The organism is Nocardiopsis sediminis, from assembly GCF_042650565.1.
Lineage (GTDB): Bacteria > Actinomycetota > Actinomycetes > Streptosporangiales > Streptosporangiaceae > Nocardiopsis_B > Nocardiopsis_B sediminis.
On sequence record NZ_JBHSBH010000012.1, the window covers coordinates 321457 to 342156 of the forward strand.

Sequence of the window (20700 nt, forward strand, 5' to 3'; positions counted from 1 at the left end):
CCGCGTCCGCGCGGTCCGGAGGACACGCCGAACCCGCAGCAGCCCCCGAACACCCTGTGCACCGCGGGCCGCGGCTGCGCCGCGCGATCCCGCCCCTGCTGACGTGGGCACTGTCCCTCCTCGCACTGCTGTGCGCCCTGCGCGCGCTCCTCCCGGGGCTGCGCGATGCCACGCTGCCACTGGCCGCCGGCGTCGAGCTCGTGGTGGTGCCGGTGCCCGGCAACCTCGCCTACGCGTTGTTTCTTGCGCTCCTCGCCGGAGCCCTGGCCCGGCGCAAGCGCCCGGCGTTCTGGATCGTCGTCGCCTACCTTTCCGTCAACATCCTGGCCGACCTGCTGTACCTGGTCGGAGTGCTCACGGTGCTGCGTCCCGGGCCGCGCCCGCCCTGGGGAGAGGCGCTGCTGTGGACCGTGCCGAGCATGGCGGGCACCGGCCTTCTCCTCGCCGCGCTGCTGCTGGCCCGCGACGAGTTCCGCGCCCGCGTCCAGCGGGCCTCCGCGCGCCGGGCGCTGGGCGTGCTCGTGGCCGGGCTGGCCATCGGGACCGGCCTCGGCTACGCGCTCGTCGCGGCCTTCCCCGGCACCCTCGCGCCCGGCCCCGACCAGTTCACCTGGGCCGCCGAACGCGTCCTCGGCGGCGCGTTCCGGCTCTCCATCCGGCGCACCGGCAGCGCACCCGGCTGGGTGAACCTCGCGCTCGGCCTGTTCGGGGCGCTCGCCCTGTTCGCCGCCGTGGTCACACTGCTGCGCTCCCAGCGCCGCCAGGCCGCCATGGGCGCGGACGACGAGGCGCGCGTCCGGGCCCTTCTCGACCGCCATGGGGAGCGCGACTCCCTCGGCTACTTCGCCACCCGCCGCGACAAGTCCGTCCGGTTCTCGCACAGCGGCAAGGCGGCGGTGGCCTACCGGGTCGTGGCCGGCACGAGCCTGGCCGGCGGCGACCCGATCGGGGACCCCGAGGCGTGGCCCGCCGCCGTCCGGGCCTGGCTGGAGGAGGCGCGGGCGCACGCGTGGACGCCCGCCGTGATGGGCACCGGCGAGACCGGCGCCCGCTGCTACGCGCGTGCCGGGCTCCGGGCGCTCCACCTCGGCGACGAGGCGGTCCTGCACGTCGCGGACTTCACGCTGGACGGCCGGGCCATGCGCGTGGTGCGCCAGGCGGTGCACCGGGTGGAGCGCGCCGGGTACACGGTGCGCGTGCGCCGGCACGGCGACATCGAGCCCGAGGAGATGCGCTACATCATGGACCGGGCCGCCGCCTGGCGCGACACCGAGACCGAGCGCGGGTTCTCCATGGCCCTGGGCCGCCTCGGCGACCCCGCCGACGGCCGGTGCGTCCTGGCGGAGGCGCTGACCGGCGACGGCCGCCTCGCCGGCATCCTGTCCTTCGCGCCCTGGGGAGCCTCCGGGCTCTCCCTCGACCTCATGCGCCGCGACCGCACCGCCGACAACGGGCTGGTGGAGTTCATGGTGGCCCACCTGATGCGCGCCGCGCCCCGGCTGGGCGTGAGCCGGGTCTCGCTCAACTTCGCTGTGTTCCGGTCGGCGTTCGAGGAGGGGGCGCGCATCGGCGCCGGCCCGGTGCTGCGCGCGTGGCGCCGGCTGCTGCTCTTCCTGTCCCGGTGGTGGCAGCTGGAGGCGATGTACCGGTCCAACGTGAAGTTCCGCCCGGAGTGGGTGCCGCGCTTCGTCTGCTTCGACGAGGCCCGCGACCTGCCCACGGTGGCGCTCGCCTCCGGGATCGCCGAGGGGTTCGTGCCGAGCCCGGGGGACCTGCTGCGCCGCGGCGAGCCGCGCCCCGCCCCGGCGGGCCGGGAGCGCGCGGCGGGCCCCGGCGGGGAGCGGCCCGCCCCACCCCCGGAGGGGGTGGCGCCTCCGGCGCCCGAGGGGGCGGTCGCGGAGGGGGAGGGGGTCCGGCCGCCCGAGCAGACCCGGGTACGGCTGGCCAAGGCCGACGCGATGCGCGCGGCCGGCCGCGACCCCTACCCGGCCGCGTTCCCGCGCACCGACACCTGCGCGGCCGTGCGCGGGCGCCACGCCGGGCTCGGCCCCGACGAATGCACCGGCGACGAAGTGGCGGTCGCCGGACGGGTCACCCTCGTCCGCGACCACGGAGGGGTCTGCTTCGCCACCCTCACCGACGGCAGCGGCGACCTCCAGCTGCTCCTCACCGCCGAGGGCCTGGGCCCGGCCGGGATGCGCCGGTGGCGCGGCGAGGTCGACCTCGGCGACCACGTCGGCGTGCGCGGCCAGGTGGTCACCAGCCGGCACGGCGAAGTGTCCGTGGCGGCGCGCACGTGGACGCTGACCGCCAAGTGCCTGCACCCGCTGCCGGCGAAACGGCGGGATCGGCGCGGCCCCTGGGCGCACGGCCACCGCCCCATCGACCTCGTGCTCACGCCCGACACGATGGCGCTGCTGCACGCGCGAAGCGCCGTGACCGCCGCCCTGCGCGCCTCGCTCACGGAGCGCGGCTTCCTGGAGGTCGAGACGCCCGTCCTGCACCGCGTGCACGGCGGCGCGAACGCCCGCCCGTTCACCACCCACCTCAACGCCTACGACCTCGACCTGTACCTGCGCATCGCGCCCGAGCTGTACCTGAAGCGCCTCTGCGTGGGCGGCCTGGAACGGGTCTTCGAGGTCGGCCGCTGCTTCCGCAACGAGGGGGTCTCGCCCCGCCACCACCCCGAGTTCACCATGGTGGAGGCCTACCAGGCCTACGCCGGCCACGACGACGCGCGCCGGCTCGCGGCGGACCTGGTGCGGGAGGCGGCCACCGCCGTGCACGGCACCCCGATGCTGCTGTGGCGCCACCCGGACGGGCCGGCGACGGAGGTCGACATCGGCGGCGCCTGGCCGGTCACGGGCGTGCACGCCGCGGTGTCGGCGGCGGTGGACGAGGAGGTCACCCCGGACACGCCCCTGCGGCGGCTGCGCGAGCTCGCCGGGCGCCACGACGTGGCCCTGCCCCCCGCACCCGGCGGTGGCGAGCGGACAGGAGGGGGAGCTCCGGGCGAACGAGCGGGGGCAGAGCGGGACGAGGGCACGGAGCCGGGCCGTGACGAGGCGCTGGTCGCGCTGTACGAGCGGCTGGTCGAGGCGCGCACCACGGCGCCGACGTTCTACACCGGCTTCCCCGCTGAGGCCTCCCCCCTGGCCCGGCGCGACCGCACCGATCCGCGGCTGGCCGAGCGCTGGGACCTCGTGGTGTTCGGGATGGAGATCGGCACCGGCTATTCCGAGCAGAACGATCCCGTGGAGCAGCGCCGCCGGCTCACCGAGCAGTCGCTCGCGGCGGCGGCCGGGGACCCCGAGGCGATGGAGCTGGACGAGGCGTTCCTGCGCGACCTGGAGTACGCGATGCCCCCGACCGGCGGGCTCGGGCTGGGGGTGGACCGGCTGGTCATGGCGGTCACGGGCCGGACCATCCGCGAGACGCTGCCGTTCGCCCCGGCCCGGCCGGGCACGACGTGACGCCGTCGCGGCGTCCGCCGGACGACCCCTCACCCGGGCCCGGCCGGCGGACGGGCCGGCGCCGGTCGCGCCGCCGGAAGGCGGGTTCAGCCGTCGTCCCGGGCGAGGGCGATCGCGCCCGACGGGCACACCTGGGCGGCCCGGCGCACCGCGTCGGCGGCCCGCGCCGGCGGGGCGGGGTCCAGCAGCACCACGGTGCCGTCCGCGTCGTCCTGGTCGAACACGTCGGGGGCGGTCAGGACGCACATGCCCGCGCCGATGCAGCGCCGGCGGTCCACAGCGGGCTTCACCGGTCGCCGCCGTCCCACGTGACCGGGAGCCGGTGCACGCCGTAGATGTCGGAATCGGTGCGCAGCGGCACGTCCCCGGCCGCGACGGCCAGGCGCAGCGCCGGGAAGCGGACGGCCAGCGCGGGCAGCGCGACCCCCATCTCCACGCGCGCCAGCTGCTGGCCGAGGCACTGGTGGATCCCATGCCCGAAGGACACGTGCCCGCTCGCGTTCCGGCGCAGGTCGAGGACGTCGGGGTCGGGGAACTTCGCGGGGTCGCGGTTGGCGGCCATGACCGAAACGGCGACCGCGTCGCCGGCCGCGATCCGGTGGCCGTCCAGCTCGACGTCCTCCAGCGCCACCCGCACCCCGGTGTGGGCGACGCTCAGGTAGCGCAGCAGCTCCTCCACCGCCCGGCCGGCGATGCCGGGGTCGGTGCGCAGGGCGGCGAACTGGGCGGGGTGGCAGAGCAGGGCGAACGCGCCCAGCGCGATCATGTTGGCGGTGGTGTCGAGCCCCGCGCTCAGCAGCAGCGCCCCGATGACGGCGAGCTCCTCGTCGGTCAGATCGGTGGTCGTGAGGTCGCTGAGCAGGTCGTCGGTCGGCGCGGAGCGCTTGGCCGACACCAGCTCGCCCAGATACGCCTGGACCGCCCCGAAGGCGGCGTAGCCCTCCTCCGGCGTGGCGTTGTTGTCGTTCATCGTCGTCGCGTGGTCCTGGAAGGACGCGCGGTCGGCGGCGGGCACCCCGAGCAGTTCGCAGATGACCAGCGCGGGGATCGGCTGGGCGTAGGCCTGCACCAGGTCCGCGGTCGGGCCCTGCCGTTCCAGGGCGTCGAGGTGCTCGGCGGTGATCTCCTCGACGCGGGCGGTGAGCCGGCGCATCCGGCGGACGGTGAACGCGCCGGTGAGCAGGCGCCGGTAGCGGGTGTGATCGGGCGCGTCCATGTTGATGAACATGCCGGGCGGCGCGGGCGGGACCGGCCCAGTGGCGGCCGTTCCCGGTATCGGGGAGCGCATGAGCTCCTGCCGTGAGCTGAACCGCCGGTCGGCGATGACGGCGCGGACGACGGCGTGTCCGGTCGCCAGCCAGCCGACGTGCCCGTCGGCGAAGGTCAGCCGGCTCAGGGGCTGCCGCTCGCGCAGGCGTCCCAGCTCCTCGGGCGGGTCGAAGGGGCGGCCCGCGGGGCGCTCTGTGGGCAGGGGCGGTGCGGTCTCGGGGAGCGTCGCGGTGGTATCGGCGGGCTGGCCGGGGACGTTGGGGGCCGGTCGGTCGGGCACGGTGTCCTCCTTGCGAGGGGCGAGGGGTGGGTGACAAGGGGGCGGGGAAGCGCCGTCGCGCCGCCGCGGGCGAACACCGCGTGCTCACGCATGGCGTCCTTATGGCGCCATAATGACATCACAATGACGTCGATACAAGATGATGTGGCGCCAAGGTGGCGTCGAGCGATGGAGTGCGGCGGCCCGAGCGGAGGCGCGCAGGCCACCCGGTCCGGGCTCGCGGGCCGAATCACGGAAAGTGACGATTCGGCCGCGCTCGGTGTGGTGAACCGCTAGGGTTCGACCCGGGAAACGCCGTTGCCCCGCCTTCCGCCGTGCGATCCACGACCCGCCCCCTCCCCGTCGCGCCCCCGTCCCGCAACCATCACGAGGCCGACCAGCAATGACCGACACATCCACGAGCGGACCGACCACCCACACCATCAGGCCCTGGGCCGCGCTGGCCGCCCTTTCCATGGGCCTGTTCATGATCGTGGTGGACACCTCGATCGTCTCCGTGGCCGTACCGGCCATGGTCAGCGGCCTGCACACTGGTCTGAACGCGGTCGTCTGGGTGACCAGCGCCTACCTGCTCACCTACGCCGTGCTCATGCTGCTGACCAGCCGCCTCGGCGACCGCTACGGGCCCAAACGGGTGTTCGTCGCCGGGCTCGCGGTCTTCACCGCCGCGTCCCTGGCCTGCGCCCTCTCGGCGACCGTCGAGATGCTGATCGCCGCCCGCGTGGCGCAGGGCGTGGGCGCGGCCCTGCTGACCCCCCAGACCCTGAGCCTCATCGGCCACCTGTTCTCCGACCGCGACCGCGGCCGGGCGATGGGCATCCTGGGCGCGGCCTCCGGTCTGGCCACCGTCACCGGCCCCCTCCTGGGCGGGGTCCTGGTGGAGGTCCTCACATGGCAGTGGATCTTCTACGTGGACGTCCTCTTCGGCCTCATCGCGCTCGCCCTGAGCCTGCGCGTGATCCCCGACTGGCGGCCGGGTCACGCGCGCCGCTTCGACGCGCCGGGCATCCTGCTTTCGGGGGCCGGGCTGCTGCTGATCGTGTTCGGCGTCCAGAACGGGGAGCGCTACCACTGGGGTGCGTTCCTCGGGCCGATCACCGTCGTGGAGGCCATCGGCGCCGGCGCCGCACTGCTCGTCGCCTTCGTCGCCTGGCAGCGCGTCAACCGCAACGAGCCCCTGGTGCCCCTGCGGGTCTTCGGCGACCGGAACTTCTCCGCGGGCACCCTCACCACAGCGGCGCTCGGCTTCGCGCTGACCGGCATGTTCCTGCCGCTGGTCATCTACCTCCAGTCCGCGCTCGGCCTGTCGCCCACCCAGACCGGCCTGCTCGCCGCGCCGATGGCGCTGGTGTCCGGCCTGCTGGGGCCGGTCATCGGCCGCCTCATGGACCGGGTCGACGGCAAGTACCTGGTGATGTCCGGCCTCGCCGGCATGGCGCTGGGCCTGGGCATCATCGACCTCCAGGCCCGCGCGGACATCCCGCCCGCGCACCTCGTCCCGGGGCTGCTGGTGATCGGGGCCGGGATGGGCTCCGTCCTCGTCTCCGTGAACACCGTCGCCATGGGATCGGTCCGGCCCGAGCTGCGGGGCGCCGCCTCCGGCGTCTTCTTCACCGCCCGCCAGATGGGTGCGGTCGTGGGCAGCGCCTCCATCGGCGTCCTGCTCCAGGCACGGATCGCCGCCTCCGTCGCCGACGCCGCCGAGACCGCGGCCGGGCGCCTGCCCGCCGCCCACCGGCAGGAATTCCTGGCGCACATGCGGCTGGCCGCCGAGGCCGGCCCGGGAAACACCGGGCCCGGCACCGGCGCCCCCCTGCACCTGCCCGCGCACCTGGCCCGCCAGGGGCAGTTCCTCGCGGAGCAGGCGCTGCGCGGCGGCCTCACCCAGGCGGTGCGCGAGACCCTCCTCGCGCTGATCGCCATGCTGCTCCTGGGGCTGGTGGCGGCGGCCGCCATGCGCCGCGCCGACCCGCGCCCGGACACCCCGGAACCGGCCGCCGAGCGGGTCGCCGACACCCGGTAGCGGCGCCGGGGGTCATCGGCGCCGGGCTCGGAACGGCGAGCCGACGAGCGAACGGAGGCGGCGCTGCCCCTTGGCCGAAGGCCCGACTCGCGGGGCCGTTGGAGCAGAGTGAGGAGGCGAGCGTGACCTGAGGAGGGGCGCCCGCCGGGCGGAAGGGCGGGCCGTGCCGCGAATGTCGGTTCGCACGCATACCCTTTCCGCGGATCCAGGGGTGATCGGCTCCCCCACCGTCGGCCCCTGCCCCGGACCCCCCTTCTGAGTTTGGAGCCCCATGGAAGACAACGCCCCTGCTCTCGCCTTCCTCACCGAGACGCAGCGCGCCGGAGCGGGAGAGTGGACGCCGGACCGCCGGCTGGTCCTCCGCTTCGAGCCGGGCTCCGCCGTGCCCCTCGCCCAGCTCGGCTGGCGCGACCCCGACGGCGCCGAGTCCGTCGTCGGGTTCGACCCCGGCATGACCACGTTCACGGGCACGCGGATCGCCGCGGACGGCACCTTCTCCGCGTGGCGGGGCCGGCTGGCGGAGCGGCTCACCGACCGCCCCGGCCACCGGTTCCGGGTCGACGGCGGCGAGGGGGCGCACGACGACCTGCGCCTGCTGATCGAGGACGGCGGCGGGCCCGCCGTCCGGGCCACCTGGGCCGACCGCGAGGGGGGCGGCGGCGCGATCGTCCTGCGCACGACCGACCCGGGGTCCGCGGGCGAGGTCACCCGGAAGGTGCGTGAAGTGGAGGCGGACGACGAGTTCAGGGCGAACGGCGAGGTCGCCGTCAACCTGCTCGACGCGACCCACGACAAGTGGCTCTCCCGCCTGGACACCGACCGGCTCGAGTTCACCATGGCCGAACCCGTCCGCGTCCGGCGCTACGTCCTGGTCTCCGCCAACGACTTCTCCGACCGCGACCCCCGGGACTGGGTGCTCAAGGGGTCGGCGGACGGCCGGACGTGGGTCACGCTCGACACCCGCGCCGGCGAGTTCTTCCCCGAGCGGCACTTCGCCCGCGACTACCACGTCACGGGCTCCGCCGCGGACACGCCCTACCCGCATCTGCGCCTGGAGATCACCGGCAACCACGGCGCCCATGAGATCCAGCTCGAGCGCGTCCGGTTCTTCTCCGAGGGCCGCACCTACGAGGCGTTCACCGGGCACCGCTACGCGGCGGGCGGGGCGTCGTCGCCGTACGCGGGGGTCGCGGGCGGCTCCGCGTCCGGCGCGCCGGGCACCGTCGAGGACTGGCGCTCCTTTCTGGCCGAGTACAGCGCCGACATGCTGCGCGTCCTGAACGAGGACGAGCTCGGCCACACCACCGAGGAGCAGGGATCGGCCCCCTGGCTGGGCTACGACGGCGCCACCGAGGAGCGGATCGCGGACCTGGAGATGCGGCTCGGCCTCCGGCTGCCGCCCAGCTACCGCTCGTTCCTCGCCGCGTCCGACGGCTGGGCGAAGATCGGCCCGTTCATGTACGAGCTGCGCTCCACCGCCACCGTCGGCTGGCTGGACGACCTCCGGGACGAAGCCGTGTACGACGAGGCGAACATGAAGGACGACGGGCTGGTCGGACCCCTGCTGCTGGTCTCCGGCGAGGGCGACGCCCAGGACTGGCTGCTGGACGCGGGGGACGTCTCCCCGGACGGCGAGTGGGCCGCCCGCGTGTGGGCCACCTGGTTCCCCGGGCCGGCCGAGCGCTACGCGTCGTTCGCGGACCTCGTCGCCGCCGAACGCGCCTCGTTCGAGAGACTGAGCGGGGCGAACGGGAGCCCGGTACGCGCGGCAGGCGCGGAGGAGCTCCTCGCCCAGGGGCGCCGGGCGGCGCTGAAGGGCCGGGTCGACGACGCGCTGGACGCCTTCCGGCGGGCCGAGGAGAAGGGGTCCGGCGCCGCCGCGTACCTGAAGGCGGTGCTCTCGGCCTTCCTCGACGTCCGCACCGCCCACCGCAGGCTCCCCGGCCTGCTGCACCGGCCCCACGTGGTGGCCGAGGTGGGCATGGAGCAGATCACCTCCGAGGCGGTCCCGCTCTTCCTGCGCAGCGCCGGCCTGGACGAACCCGGCGGTGCGGCCCAGGCGGTCCGCGCCCTCGGCCGGACCGTCCCCGGTCTCCGGGTGCCGTCGACCGGTCCGGAGTGGGACAGGTGGATCGCCGATCACCCGGCGCCGGAGCCGCCCGCTTTCGAGCGCGCCCTCGGCAGGGCGCGGGAGCTGGCGTCCCGCGATGACACGGACGGCGCCTGGGCCGTCATCGAGGAGGCGCTGCCCGCGTGGTACCCGGTGTCGCCGAACCGCATCGCCCCGGTGGTGCTGCTCACCGACCCCGTTCTGCGCCGGGTGGTCACCCCCCGCCGCGCGCGCGAGGCGGTGTTCACCCCGAGGGGCGCGCACGCGTCCGCCTGAGTGCAGGACGGGCGGCCCGGCCGGGTGGCCTTCTCTCCGACCGGGTCGCTCACACGGTCTCGACGCTTTGACCGTCGTCGGGCACCCAGCGCAGGACGTCCCCGGGCTGGCAGTCCAGCACGCGGCAGATCGCGTCGAGGGTGGTGAACCGCACCGCCTTGGCGCGGCCGTTCTTCAGCACGGCGATGTTGGCGGGGGTGATCCCCACGGCCTCGGCGAACTCGCCGACCGACATGTTGCGCCGGGCGAGGTGGACGTCGAGGTCGACGATGATCGCCATCAGACCACCTCGGCCATTTCGGTCTGGAGGTCCATGGCCTTGCGCAGTAGACCGCGCATAAGGAAGAGCAGCATCGCCACGGCCGCCCCCGTGCCGGTCAGCACGACAGCGGTGCCCATCGCCCCGACCGCCCCCATGGCGCCGTTGGCTGAAGGGACGTCGCCCACGGTGAGGTGCACGGCGACCCCGGCCGTGAGCAGCGTCGCCACCAGGGTGGCCCCGATGATGACGTCGACCCAGAGGAAGGCCTTGGGGGTGAAGACCGCATCGCGCCGGAAGACGGCGAGCAGCATCCAGACCCCGACGAGGGCCACCTGGACGCAGGCGACGCCGAGGATCGACAGCGTTATATAGGACGTGGCGTAGGGGGCGTACGGGGGGAAGAGGGCGACCTGCTCGGCCGCCGCGCCCGGGATGACCACGAACTGGCCGAAGAAGCCGATGAGGATCGCCAGGACGGCGGCGCTGCGGAGAAGGAAGATGAAGAATCGATCCATGTATCGATTATCAATAGATACCGATCGAAAATCAATAGGCCGGGGGTGATCGTCCGGGATGTGAGCGGCCGCACGCTCCCCGCCTGGGGAGGCGCGCGGCGGGGGATCGCGGGGGTGCGCTCCGGGGGCACCGTCCCCCTCGTGCGGGCACCGCCGGCCGGCGGCCCGGCGGGTCCGCTACGACGCGGCCTGCGCGATGGCCTGGGCGTGGAGGCGCAGTGCCGACCGCATGAACCACCGCATCACGCGGTTGGCGAAGCGTCCCTTCAGGGCGGTGGGCCAGTCCTTGCGCAGGTGCAGCCGCGTGTGGCCCCCGATCGGCTCGATGACGATCCGGATCGTGTGGCGTGCGCCGGGGGCCTCTTTCTCCCACGTGACCTCACGGCCCGCGACACTGTGCGCGATCCGCTCCCGGGTCGTCCCGTCCCGGCGGATCACCTCCACGGCACCGTCGTCGAGCAGCCGTGACGATTCGATGCCCGGGTCCCATTCGGCCCGGCGCGCGGGATCGCCGACAAGGTCCCAGACCCGCTCGGCCGACACGGGCGCCTCAACGATGTAGGCGGCGTGGTCCCACCCCTCGGCCGACGGTTCGTGGATGCCGGCAGTGCCGCCGGAGGGGCCGCCGTCCACCGCGGGCGGTGCCGGCGTCCCCGGAGCCTCCGGCGTCTCGGCCGGTCCGTCGAGGTCGCGGCGGATGCGGTCGGTGTCCGCGCCGAGCCGGTCCAGCAGCCGTCGTATCCGGCCGCCCTCGTCGTCGATCATCGCCGCGAGCAGGGCCCGGTCGCCGCCGGACCACGGGCAGTCCAAGGCGAGCTCCGCCAGGCGGGGGCCGAGCGGCAGCGATACGAACACGTGCACGGCGGACGAGCCGGGGGAGGCCGGCGGCAGGGGCGCGTCGACCCCCAGCAGGGCCAGATCCTCCCGGAAGAGGTCGTCGATCGCCGCGCGCGCCTCGGTCAGGGTCACCCCGGCGTCCATGAGCAGCCGGGCGCCGGGGCCGCCGTTGACGAGTATCCCCAGCAGCAGATGCTCGAAGCCGACTTCGGTGTGGCCCATGCGCATCGCTTCGCCGCTGGCCAGGCCCTCGATCTCGGCACGTTCGAAGCCCCCGCCGCGGGAGGCCGGTCTCGTCGGCGGGTTCGTCATCTCTGACCTCTTTCGGTCGTCTCGATGTGGCGTAGGCGTTTCGCATATTTCTTGTGGACGGCCTGGCGGGTCACCCCGAGCGCGGCGGCGATCGTGGACCACGATTCGCCCGACCGCAGCGCCTGCTCGACCTGGCGCATCTCCAACGAGTCGACCAGCGTGCGCAGGGAGGCGACGGCCCGCAGGCCGTCGACGGGTGTCGACGTGTCCGACGCCGTGGCCGCCAACTGGACCGCATCCATGGCGTCAACCTAGGTTGCGCGGCCGTCCGGTGTCAACCCGGGTTGCGCGGGTGCCGAGGAGGTCCTGGTCGTACCCGAGGGCGAAGCCCGATGGGGCTGCGCGAGCGCGGCCTCGAGTCCCGAGGCCGCGGCCCGCAGCCGGCGCGCCACCTCGTCCACCCGGGTCACCAGCCGGGACGTCGGTCCGGAGATGTTGACGACCGCGATGAGGTCACCCGCGGGGCCCCGGACCGGGACACCGACCGAGGTCAGACCGATCTCCACCTCCTCGCTGGCGACCGTGTGGCCGCGTTCCCGTTCCGCGTGCAGCCGGTCCAGCAGCTCGTTCAGGTCACGCGGGGCGGCGAGGCCATGGGCCGGGGCGAGCAGGTCGTCGGCGGTGAGGGCCGCCACCAGGTCGTCGTCGGAGTCGAACAGCAGCGCGCGGCCGGAGGCGGTGCAGTGCATGGGCGAGCTGCGCCCCACCCAGCCACCGGCGCGCAGTGACTGGGCCGATTCCTCGCGTAGCACCGTCAACGAGCGGTTACCCCGCTGGACCGACAGGAGCGCGACCTCGCCGGTGCGGGCCACCGCGTTGCGCAGCACCGGGCGGGCGGCGCGCAGCAGCGCCGCATCACCGGCGCCCGCCGCGAGCACGAGCAGCGACCAGCCGAGCCGGTAGCTCCGGGTCTCCGGATCCTGTTCGACCAGCCCGCCGCGTTCGAGCGCGTGCAGCATCCGGGAGACCTGGCTGCGCTCACGGCCGACGATGCGGGCGAGGTCGCTGACCCGGTGGCTGCTCCCCGCGCCTCCCTCGCCGAACGCGAGGAGCAGTGCGGCGACCCGTTCGGCGGACGTCTGCATAACGGCCTCCCTTCGAAAATTCGTTGTCAGGACAGCAACACCGTATCCGTCATCGAGATGTCTTCCCAGCTCAAAAGAGCATCCCGGTTGCTCTGACGACAACTTCCTTGTAGATCGGTGATCTGGGTCGCACACTTCCAGAATCCGCGGACACCGCACCACCACGGCACTTTCACAGGGAGTGTGAGCGATCCATGACCACCGACTCCGACACGACGATTTCCCCTTCCGCAGAGCCGCTCTACGGGCTCCAGACCGAGCTGGGGGTCCGCAACTTCCCGCTCCGGGGCCGGACCTTCGGCGATCTGCCGCCGTTCGTCCGCAACTACGCGCTGGTCAAACTCGCCGCCGCCCGCGTCAACCACGAGCACGGGGTGCTCGATGAGGCGCGCCGGGATGCGATCGTCGCCGCCTGCCGGGAGATCGCCGACGGTGCCCACGCCGGCCAGTTCCCGACCCCGCTGGTCCACGGCGGCGGCGGCACGACCGCGAACATGAACGTCAACGAGGTCATCGCCGCCCGTGCGTCCGCGATCGCCGGGATCGTCGTGCACCCCAACGACCACGTCAACGCCTCGCAGTCCACCAACGACAGCTACCCGACGGCGATGGCGCTGACGGTGCGGGAGCTGGTCGGCGCACCGGCCGCGGCGCTGCGCGAGCTGGCCGCCGCGTTCGACCGCAAGGCCGGGGAGTTCGCCGATACGCCGCACCTGGGCCGTACCTGTTTGCAGGATGCCGTCAGCCTGACCGCGGGCGACAGCCACCGCGGGCACGCCGCCGCCATCCGCCGGGCCGCCGACGGTCTTGAGGCCGCGGCGTCCGCGCTGCGCGAGGTGCCCATCGGCGCGACCGCCGTCGGCACCGGGATCGGCGCCCCGGACGGCTTCGGCGAGCACGTCGCCGCCGAGCTGGCGGCGCTGACCGGGCTGCCGGTCACCGCGGCCGCGAACCGCTTCGACGCACTGTCCCACATGGACGTCTACGCCGCGATCGCCGCGGCCGGCTCGCGGGCCGCGATCACCATGGCCAAGATCGCCGCGGACGTCCGGCTGCTGTCGTCGGGCCCCCAGGGCGGGTTCGGCGACCTCACCATCCCGGCCGTGCAGGCCGGATCGTCGATCATGCCGGCGAAGGTCAACCCGGTGATCCCCGAATACGTCATGCAGCTGAGCCACCGCGTCCGCGGCCAGGCGCTCACCGTCGACTGCGCCGTGGCCGATGGCGAACTCGAGCTGAACGTGATGGAGCCGGTGGTCGTCGACGCCCTCACCACGATCTTCGACGACCTCACCGCCGCCGCCGAGACCTTCGCCCGCCGTTGTATCAACGGCCTCGCCTGGGACGGCCCGCACCGCGAACGCAACCTGGCCGGAGCACTGGACCAGTGGGTCGAACTCGCGGCCACCGATGGCTACGAGAACGCCACCACCCGCCTGCGCGGCACCGACGCCACCAGCGGGGTGACGCGGCCATGAGCGAGTCGACGCGGCGCCACGCCGGCGCCACAGCGGTCGCCTACGAGGACGCCCCCCTGACGGGCTTCCACCTGCGCGTCACCATCGCCGGGACCGGGGGCCAGTTCTCCGACGGGTTCATCCTGGGCATCATCGGCATCGTCATCGCCTCGGCCACCACCGCCCTGGGCCTGACCCCGCTGTGGATCGGCCTGCTCGGCGCCGCCACCCTGACCGGCCTGTTCGCCGGCGCCGTCATCGCCGGGCCGATCGCCGACCGCATCGGCCGACGCCAGATCTTCGCATGGGACATGCTGATCTTCGCGGGGCTCTCCGCCGCGCAGTTCTTCGTCGAGACCCCGGCCCAGCTCCTCATCCTGCGCCTGCTGCTCGGCCTCGTCCTCGGCGCCGACTACGTGGTCAGCAAGTCCCTGGTCACCGAACACGCGCCGCGCCGCTTCCGGGGCCGGCTGATGAGCCTGCTCGCCGTGGCCTGGGCGGCCGGCTACGTCTTCGCCTACCTCGTCGGCTTCCTGCTCTCGGGCGCGGGCGACGACGCCTGGCGCTACATGCTGGCCCTCAGCGCGCTCCCCGCACTGCTCATACTCGGCTTCCGGCTCGGCGTACCCGAAGCCCCACTGTGGCTGTCCAGGCGCGGCCGCGACGACGAGGCCGCCGCCATCATCCGCAGGCACCTCGGCGACGGCGTGCGGCCACCGGCCCGCGCCGAGGCCGCGCCCAAGCGCGGCGTGCGGGCGCTGTTCGGCCCGGAGTACCGCAAGCGGACAGCGGTCGGCGCGCTGTTCTACGTCTGCCAGGTCATCCCGTTCTTCGCCCTCGGCACCTTCTCACCGCAGGTCATGGAGGCCCTCGGAGTCACCGGCGAGCTGGGCGCCGGCGCGCTCTACAACGCGTTCATCCTCGTCGGCGCGATCGTCGGCCTGCTGGTCATCGACCGGATCTCCCGGCGCTCCTTCCTGATCGGCACCTTCCTGGCCGGCGGTGTCCTGCTGGCGGGGCTGACGCTCCTGGCCGACCTGTCACCGGTGCTCGCGGTCGTGCTGTTCGCCGCGTTCGCGTTCGTCCTCGCGGCGGCGGTGAACCTGGAGTTCGTCTATCCGCCGGAGTTGTTCCCGACCGATCTGCGCGCGTCCGGTGTCGGCATCGCCGTCGCGGCCAGCCGGATCGGGTCGGCCGGCAGCACCTTCCTGCTGCCGGTGGTGGCCGACGGCTACGGCATGACCACCGCCCTCGCCGGCTGCGTGGTCGTGCTGCTCATCGGCGCGCTGGTCTGCTGGGCCTGGGCACCGGAGACCAGCGCCGAGACGCTCGGCTCAGAGTAGGCGGGGCCTCAGGGGATCGAACCCGCTCCCTGCGACCCCGCGATCCCGCGGTGTGGGTGTGGCCGGCATAGGGAGATCGAGGGATGTCGGTGGTAACCGTGGGTTAACCGTGGGTCTGGCTGTATTGGTCCCGGTCGCAGCGGCCTGCTGTGGCCGCCCCGGCGGAGCGGCCGCCGGGGCGAGCCCTTGAGGAAGGGAACCCTCCATGTCACGGTTCATGCGCAGAGTCGCCACGGTCGTCATCGGCGCGGGCATCATGTTCGGCGGGGCCAGCGCCGCCGCGTTCGCCGATACCGCGGACGTGCCGGAGAACCCGCCGGGTGTTCCGGGCGGCGTGCCCGGCGGCCCGGCGCACCCGGGCGAGCCCTGGGAGCCGGTGCCCGGTGAGCCCTGGCAGCCCGTTGAGCCGGGTGAGCCCTGGCAGCCGGTCGAGCCCGGTCAGCCCATCGATCCCGAGCCTGGCCAGCCCGTGGAGCCGATCGAGCCCGGCGAGCCCGTTGAGCCCGGCCAGCCCTGGGAGCCGGTCGAGCCCGTCGAGTAGCGACGTTCGGCAGCCTCTGCGGTCGCCTTGAGGGCCTGCCGCCGTCGCCCGCCCATGGCCCGCGGGGCCGGGACCGCCCCGGCCCCCGGGCCGACCGCTCATCGGGCTTCGTCTGACCTGTGAGTTCGTGGTAGGGCCCCAGGGGATCGAACCCTGAACCCGCGGATTAAAAGTCCATTTGATAAATGCCATCGACTGTCGTTCTGTGATGCCGCGTACCGACCTCCCACTGGATGGGTGATTCTTAGTGCCGTCGAATCCCGCCGAATGACCGTAACGTCCGGAACTAACGAGCACCGACGGAGCACGCGGCGCGGTTTCGAAGGCGTCGCCGACGGGACCTTCTTGGGGTGATCACACTTCCCATAGTCGAATGCCACGCGACGAAGGCTTGAATCTCCTTGGGGTCGGATGACTATCGGGAAGGCACTCGACGCACCGACTTCGGCTGCGGTCCCACAGGGAAAAACCTGTCTGAGTTTCGCAGTAAGGATGGCATCAGAATACCGGGGTGCGATCATTCCAGCGCCCACTCTGATGAGACGGCCGTCGTCTCCACATCCTTTGCAGAGTTCTACACCAATGTCGCCACTCTGCTGGAACCCTCGCAATCATATTCCCCATAGGATTCACGCTGAGCAAGCGAAGGAGGAGAATTGTGATGCTGCTTGGCTTACGTACACAGATCGCGGACACGTGCGCACAGACCGCGGACACGATGTGGCTGCGAACTTGTCTTGGCGGTTCCTTATCACGCGCTTGTTAGCGTGCGTCGAAAATACCTTCCACGTTGAGGAACAACATCATGCGAGTGAAGACATCTATTCGGACCGCGCTGGTCGCTTCGGTCGTGGCGGCGCTCGGCGCCGGCGGTTTCGTCAGCCCGGCGGGCGCGATCACCGGTGGCGAGGAGACGGCGGCGCCCGAGTCGTGGGCCGTGTCGCTGCAGGGCGCCGACGGACATTACTGCGGGGGCACGCTGGTCGCGCCGGAGTGGGTGCTGACGGCTGGGCATTGTTCGCTCAAGCCTGACGACAATAGCCCGTGGGTCCCGGAGAGGATGGTGATCGGGAATCTGAGCATCTCCGAGGGCGGGACGGTCGCGCACGCAGAGGCGGTGTATCCGCATCCGACGGCGGAGTTCACCAAGGACGAGAACGGCAACCCCCGCTTTTCGGGCACGGACCTTGGGCTGATCAAGCTCACCGAGCCGGTGGCCGAGAGGCCGGCGCCGCTGAACGAGCACACACCGGACGTGGCCACGGACATGCGGCTACTGGGGTGGGGTTACGCCGGTGACGACGAGAACGGTGAGCCCATCATGCCGGATCGGCTGCGCGAGGTCGTCCTGCCGGTCGTCAAGAGCGGCGGAGACTCGGACAAGATCGGCTTCCAGGACCCGGACGGACGCGGTGCCGGCGCCGGCGACTCCGGCGGCCCTGGTGTTGTCCGCGTCGCGGACTCCTGGGTGCTGGCGGGCGTGGCCTCGAGTGCCGGACGAGACGGACAGGGGGTGACGCACTCGAACTACACCGACGTCGCCAGGCACGTCGACTGGATCAGATCGGTGATCCAGGCCGGCTGAGTCCGTGAACTCGCCAAGCATTCTCGGCCGCGTTCTCCCCGCGCGAGCGGGGGTGTTCCGCTCTGTCGGTGACGGGTGAAATGTGGTTCTGGATCACTTATGGTGCCGAGCAACGGAGCGTGACCGAACCCGCGATCATGAGCGGTCGTGGGTGACGCTCTCCTCCAAGACCTCTGGTTCCACCACGCCGACGGCGTCGCGCTGGACACCATCACCATCACGACCGCGTGACCATCCATGCAGCCACGACCTCGGCCAGGGCAGACTGTCCGTCCTGCGCGGTCTTCCCGACACCGGGCATGCCGGCGACCTCTGCCATCACCACGCTTCCGCCCTGGTCACGGGATGCATTGCCGGGATCCAGGGTCACCAGTAACGCGGCGAGGTCGTCGTGGCGACCGACGAGGACGCGTGGTGGGGCGGGCAGGGTGTGCGACGCCGCGGGGGTCGCGGCTTCACGGGGGTGGACATGGATCGTGAGCCCATCGCGGACGATCCCGGCCTGTACGACCGTTCCATCGACGTCGCCGTCGACCGTGTTGGCCACGTCTTTCGCCCGCCGGGGGCCGTCATCGCGGGGGCTCATATGGGAAACAACGAGGTCTGGGGTGGCGAAAACGCGCTGGCGATGCACGCATTTGAGCTCGTTGGATCGGGTCGATGTGTTGGCATCACCCTGCCGGTCGCGGTATTTACCGCATCCCAATCCACAGGAGGGTGGACTCCGGCGAGGATCGACATGACGGCCGTTATGCCCACCGTTCGCCCCCTCTGATTCGGTGTCGGTGGATCCCGCGGCGTTGGAACGTGGACCGCACTGACCTGCGGTGGCGACGGAGGTGGAACTTAAGAGCACATGCGGAGCACCAAGGGGAGAAAACGCATGATCAACACCTCGGTCAAACGGGGGTCTGACCTGCGAGTTCGTGGTGGGCCCCCAGGGGATCGAACCCTGAACCCGCGGATTAAAAGTCCGCTGCTCTGCCAGTTGAGCTAAGGGCCCGCGAAGGTTCCAGGGAAGCCTGGGGATACTTCGCCGCGGCGAGTCTACCGGAGTGGCCGGGTGGTTGCACGGCGCAGGGATGCCTGGGGAGAGGTGGGTGTGGGGCCCCTGTGGTGGGTGGTGGGGCGGGGGTGAGGCGGTCGTCAGGGTCGGGGTCAGGGGTGGGCCAGGGGCGTTCCCGATGGGAAAGGGGGCGTGGGGCGGGCAGGCTGGAGGTATGAACGAGAACTTCGGCAAGAAGAGCCTCCGTCGCAGCAACAGCCAGCGGATCCTGACCGGTGTCTGCGGCGGGATCGGCGAGTACGTCGGCGTCGATGCCAACCTCGTGCGGCTGGCGTTCGCGGTCTTCACCCTCCTGGGCGGGAGCGGGGTCCTGCTGTACGTCATCGCGTGGCTGGTCATGCCCGAGGGCACCACGGGGACGTCGCTGGTCGAGCACATCATCCGGAACTTTCAAGGCAAGAAGTCGAACCTATGATCAAGGAGGCGAACCCATGATGTGGTCGCTGAGAGCCAGGCCGGGGTATGTGCCGCGACGACCCCCCAACGGCCGTTGCGAGACCGGTGGAGGGCCGAATGGGGGGCCTGAGGCCGCCGGTCAGGAACCTTCCGCCTCGACGGGCGACGCCGGTGCGTCGGCCCCTCCTGCGGGCAAGCGGTCCGACCGCTGATCCCTCGGACCCGCGGTGTCCTCGGGAGCGGCCTCCGGAGGGGCGGCGGGGGCGTGCATGAGGGCGATGGTCCCCGCGGACAGCCGGGACCATGGGACCGCCAGCGCGAGGGCGCCGGCGATGCCGAGGACCCCCGCCGCGGTCACCACCATGTGGGTTCCGGCGGTCTCGGCGAGCAGGCTCGCCAGGGCGATGCCGATGCCCTGGGCCGCCTGGAGGCCCGCGGCGACCAGGCCGAACGCCAGGCCGCGTCCCTCGGAGGGGACGCAGAGCACGAATGCGGCGTTGGCCACGATCTGGTAGGACGCGGTCATCCCGGAGAACGCGAGCAGCGCCACCATCACCCACAGCGGCGGATGCAGGAACCATGCGAGCAGGGGCACCGACGCCGCCACCGCCAGCGGGCCGAGGAGCCGGATGCGGGTGCCGGGGGAGATCAGCCGGGTGAGGACGAAACCGCCCACGACGGCCCCCATGGACGGCCCCGCCATGATGAGCCCGGCCGCCATCGGGCCGCCGCCGACCTCGGCGGCGAGCGGGTTGGCCAGGCCGTAGGGGACCATGTAGAAGCCCGCGAGCCAGGCCAGCAGGCCGAGGGTGCGCAGCCGGGAGTCGCCGAACACCAGGCGGGTGCCGTCGCGCGTGACCTCCCAGAGCGTGGGGCGTTCCCCCCGCTCGCCGGTGGGCGCCGGCCGCGACCGCACCCCCAAGACGATGATCAGCGCGGAGACCACGAAGGTCAGGCCGTTGTACATGACCGCCGGGTTGGGGCCGATGGCGGCGACGACCCAGCCGCCCGCGACCAGCCCGACCAGCGTGCCCGCCTGCGAGGTGATGTTGATGATCGCCGATGCGGCGATGAAGCGCTCCCCCTGCACGATCTCGGTCATGAGCGCGGCGCGCGCCGCGCTGAACGGCACCATGGGCAGGATCGAGCAGAACAGCAGGGTCCAGATCGCCCAGAGCGGGAGCCCGGGGATCCCGATGCAGGCCACCAGCGCCGCCCGCACGAGGTCGCTGACGATGAGGACGCGGCGGCGCGGCAGGATGTCGGCCAGCCCTGAGAGCAGGGGGCCGGCGATGATCTGCGGCAGGAAGGTCAGCGCCATGGTGACGCCGGCGACCAGCGCCGACGCGGTCTGCTGGAAGACCAGCACGGTGACGGCGACGCTGAGGAGGTAGTTGCCGGTCATGGACAGCGCGTGGGCCAGCCACAGGGACTGGAACTCGCGCATGCGCACGACGTCGCGGTAGCCGCGCCGCCAATCGGAAGCGGGGGCGGGCTCGGGATCGGGGCCGGTGGAGGCCCCTGGGGGCTCGGCGGGGTCGGTGTCGTCGGCGGCCCCCCGGGGGAGCGGGGCGACCTGTCCGCGGTTCTGCGAGGGGACGTGGATCTTGCGGCTGCCCGTGCGCGGATCACCCACCCGGCAACTCCCTTACTGGTGTGCACTGGCGCGGCGCGCAGTGGTGTCACTCTCGGTTGTTGTCTGATGACCTACCGTTCCTGATGGAGGGTGTGCTTCGCAAGCGGTTTGGTGAATTTCGTGTCTGATTCGTTGCAGATGGCCTGCATAAGCCGCAGATCGGCCTAACGGGACGTCATGTCACTTCTCGGTATCCGGTGACGATTCCATCCGCCGCGGCAACGACGCCCGCCT

At 72.6% G+C, this 20700-nt stretch carries 17 protein-coding genes and 1 tRNA gene; 8 read left to right on the forward strand and 10 right to left on the reverse strand.

All coding sequences use genetic code 11. The features are described from left to right. The first annotated feature begins 56 nt into the window (after positions 1 to 56). The gene (gene lysX, locus ACFOVU_RS19535) at positions 57 to 3473 is read left to right on the forward strand and encodes a bifunctional lysylphosphatidylglycerol synthetase/lysine--tRNA ligase LysX (RefSeq protein ID WP_378535687.1); all 3417 of its coding nucleotides are present in this window, start codon (positions 57 to 59) and stop codon (positions 3471 to 3473) included. Between the two features lie 86 nt (positions 3474 to 3559). On the opposite strand, the gene ACFOVU_RS19540 is transcribed toward lysX, so the two are convergent. Next, positions 3560 to 3763: a ferredoxin gene (locus ACFOVU_RS19540; protein WP_378535688.1), complete on the reverse strand. Its 204-nt coding sequence runs from the start codon at positions 3761 to 3763 to the stop codon at positions 3560 to 3562. Beyond that, entirely contained in the window at positions 3760 to 5022 is a 1263-nt protein-coding gene (locus tag ACFOVU_RS19545; protein WP_378535690.1) for a cytochrome P450, read from the reverse strand. The genes ACFOVU_RS19540 and ACFOVU_RS19545 overlap by 4 nt, the downstream gene beginning before the upstream one ends. Positions 5023 to 5404: 382 nt before the next feature. On the opposite strand from ACFOVU_RS19545, the gene ACFOVU_RS19550 reads away from it, so the two are divergent. Both ACFOVU_RS19550 and ACFOVU_RS19555 read left to right on the forward strand, forming a co-directional pair. Then, positions 5405 to 7045, forward strand: a complete 1641-nt coding sequence (locus tag ACFOVU_RS19550; protein WP_378535692.1) for a DHA2 family efflux MFS transporter permease subunit — start codon at positions 5405 to 5407, stop codon at positions 7043 to 7045. Between the two features lie 271 nt (positions 7046 to 7316). Continuing rightward, the gene (locus tag ACFOVU_RS19555; RefSeq protein ID WP_378535694.1) at positions 7317 to 9431 is read left to right on the forward strand and encodes an SMI1/KNR4 family protein; all 2115 of its coding nucleotides are present in this window, start codon (positions 7317 to 7319) and stop codon (positions 9429 to 9431) included. 49 nt (positions 9432 to 9480) lie between these two features. On the opposite strand, the gene ACFOVU_RS19560 is transcribed toward ACFOVU_RS19555, so the two are convergent. The 5 genes from ACFOVU_RS19560 to ACFOVU_RS19580 form a co-directional block, all read right to left on the reverse strand. Further along, the gene (locus tag ACFOVU_RS19560; protein ID WP_378535696.1) at positions 9481 to 9711 is read right to left on the reverse strand and encodes a helix-turn-helix domain-containing protein; all 231 of its coding nucleotides are present in this window, start codon (positions 9709 to 9711) and stop codon (positions 9481 to 9483) included. Continuing rightward, a complete protein-coding gene (locus tag ACFOVU_RS19565; RefSeq protein WP_378535698.1) occupies positions 9711 to 10208 on the reverse strand; it encodes a DUF2975 domain-containing protein in 498 nt (165 codons plus the stop codon). Before ACFOVU_RS19565 ends, ACFOVU_RS19560 begins: the two co-directional genes overlap by 1 nt. A 177-nt stretch (positions 10209 to 10385) precedes the next feature. After that, entirely contained in the window at positions 10386 to 11357 is a 972-nt protein-coding gene (locus tag ACFOVU_RS19570) for an SRPBCC family protein (protein ID WP_378535700.1), read from the reverse strand. Beyond that, positions 11354 to 11599 carry a hypothetical protein gene (locus ACFOVU_RS19575; RefSeq protein ID WP_378535702.1) on the reverse strand — a complete coding sequence of 82 codons (246 nt, stop codon included), beginning with the start codon at positions 11597 to 11599 and terminating at the stop codon, positions 11354 to 11356. Before ACFOVU_RS19575 ends, ACFOVU_RS19570 begins: the two co-directional genes overlap by 4 nt. A gap of 9 nt (positions 11600 to 11608) precedes the next feature. Next, positions 11609 to 12442, reverse strand: a complete 834-nt coding sequence (locus tag ACFOVU_RS19580; protein WP_378535704.1) for an IclR family transcriptional regulator — start codon at positions 12440 to 12442, stop codon at positions 11609 to 11611. A gap of 194 nt (positions 12443 to 12636) precedes the next feature. On the opposite strand from ACFOVU_RS19580, the gene ACFOVU_RS19585 reads away from it, so the two are divergent. The 4 genes from ACFOVU_RS19585 (at position 12637) to ACFOVU_RS19600 (ending at position 17368) form a co-directional block, all read left to right on the forward strand. After that, complete coding sequence (locus ACFOVU_RS19585; RefSeq protein ID WP_378535706.1) at positions 12637 to 13920, forward strand: lyase family protein; 1284 nt, start codon at positions 12637 to 12639, stop codon at positions 13918 to 13920. Further along, positions 13917 to 15242, forward strand: coding sequence for an MFS transporter (locus ACFOVU_RS19590; protein WP_378535708.1), 1326 nt, complete (start codon positions 13917 to 13919; stop codon positions 15240 to 15242). Before ACFOVU_RS19585 ends, ACFOVU_RS19590 begins: the two co-directional genes overlap by 4 nt. Positions 15243 to 15447: 205 nt before the next feature. After that, positions 15448 to 15783 carry a hypothetical protein gene (locus tag ACFOVU_RS19595; protein ID WP_378535710.1) on the forward strand — a complete coding sequence of 112 codons (336 nt, stop codon included), beginning with the start codon at positions 15448 to 15450 and terminating at the stop codon, positions 15781 to 15783. A gap of 790 nt (positions 15784 to 16573) precedes the next feature. Beyond that, positions 16574 to 17368, forward strand: a complete 795-nt coding sequence (locus tag ACFOVU_RS19600; RefSeq protein ID WP_378535712.1) for a S1 family peptidase — start codon at positions 16574 to 16576, stop codon at positions 17366 to 17368. Between the two features lie 217 nt (positions 17369 to 17585). On the opposite strand, the gene ACFOVU_RS19605 is transcribed toward ACFOVU_RS19600, so the two are convergent. Next, entirely contained in the window at positions 17586 to 17915 is a 330-nt protein-coding gene (locus ACFOVU_RS19605; protein ID WP_378535714.1) for a hypothetical protein, read from the reverse strand. Positions 17916 to 18295: 380 nt separating this feature from the next. Further along, a tRNA-Lys gene (locus ACFOVU_RS19610) sits at positions 18296 to 18371 on the reverse strand. Between the two features lie 217 nt (positions 18372 to 18588). Here ACFOVU_RS19610 and ACFOVU_RS19615 point away from each other — a divergent pair. Next, positions 18589 to 18849, forward strand: coding sequence for a PspC domain-containing protein (locus ACFOVU_RS19615; protein ID WP_378535716.1), 261 nt, complete (start codon positions 18589 to 18591; stop codon positions 18847 to 18849). Between the two features lie 120 nt (positions 18850 to 18969). On the opposite strand, the gene ACFOVU_RS19620 is transcribed toward ACFOVU_RS19615, so the two are convergent. Further along, positions 18970 to 20466 (reverse strand): MFS transporter, encoded by a 1497-nt coding sequence (locus tag ACFOVU_RS19620; protein WP_378535718.1) that lies wholly within the window; start codon positions 20464 to 20466, stop codon positions 18970 to 18972. Positions 20467 to 20700 lie beyond the last annotated feature (234 nt).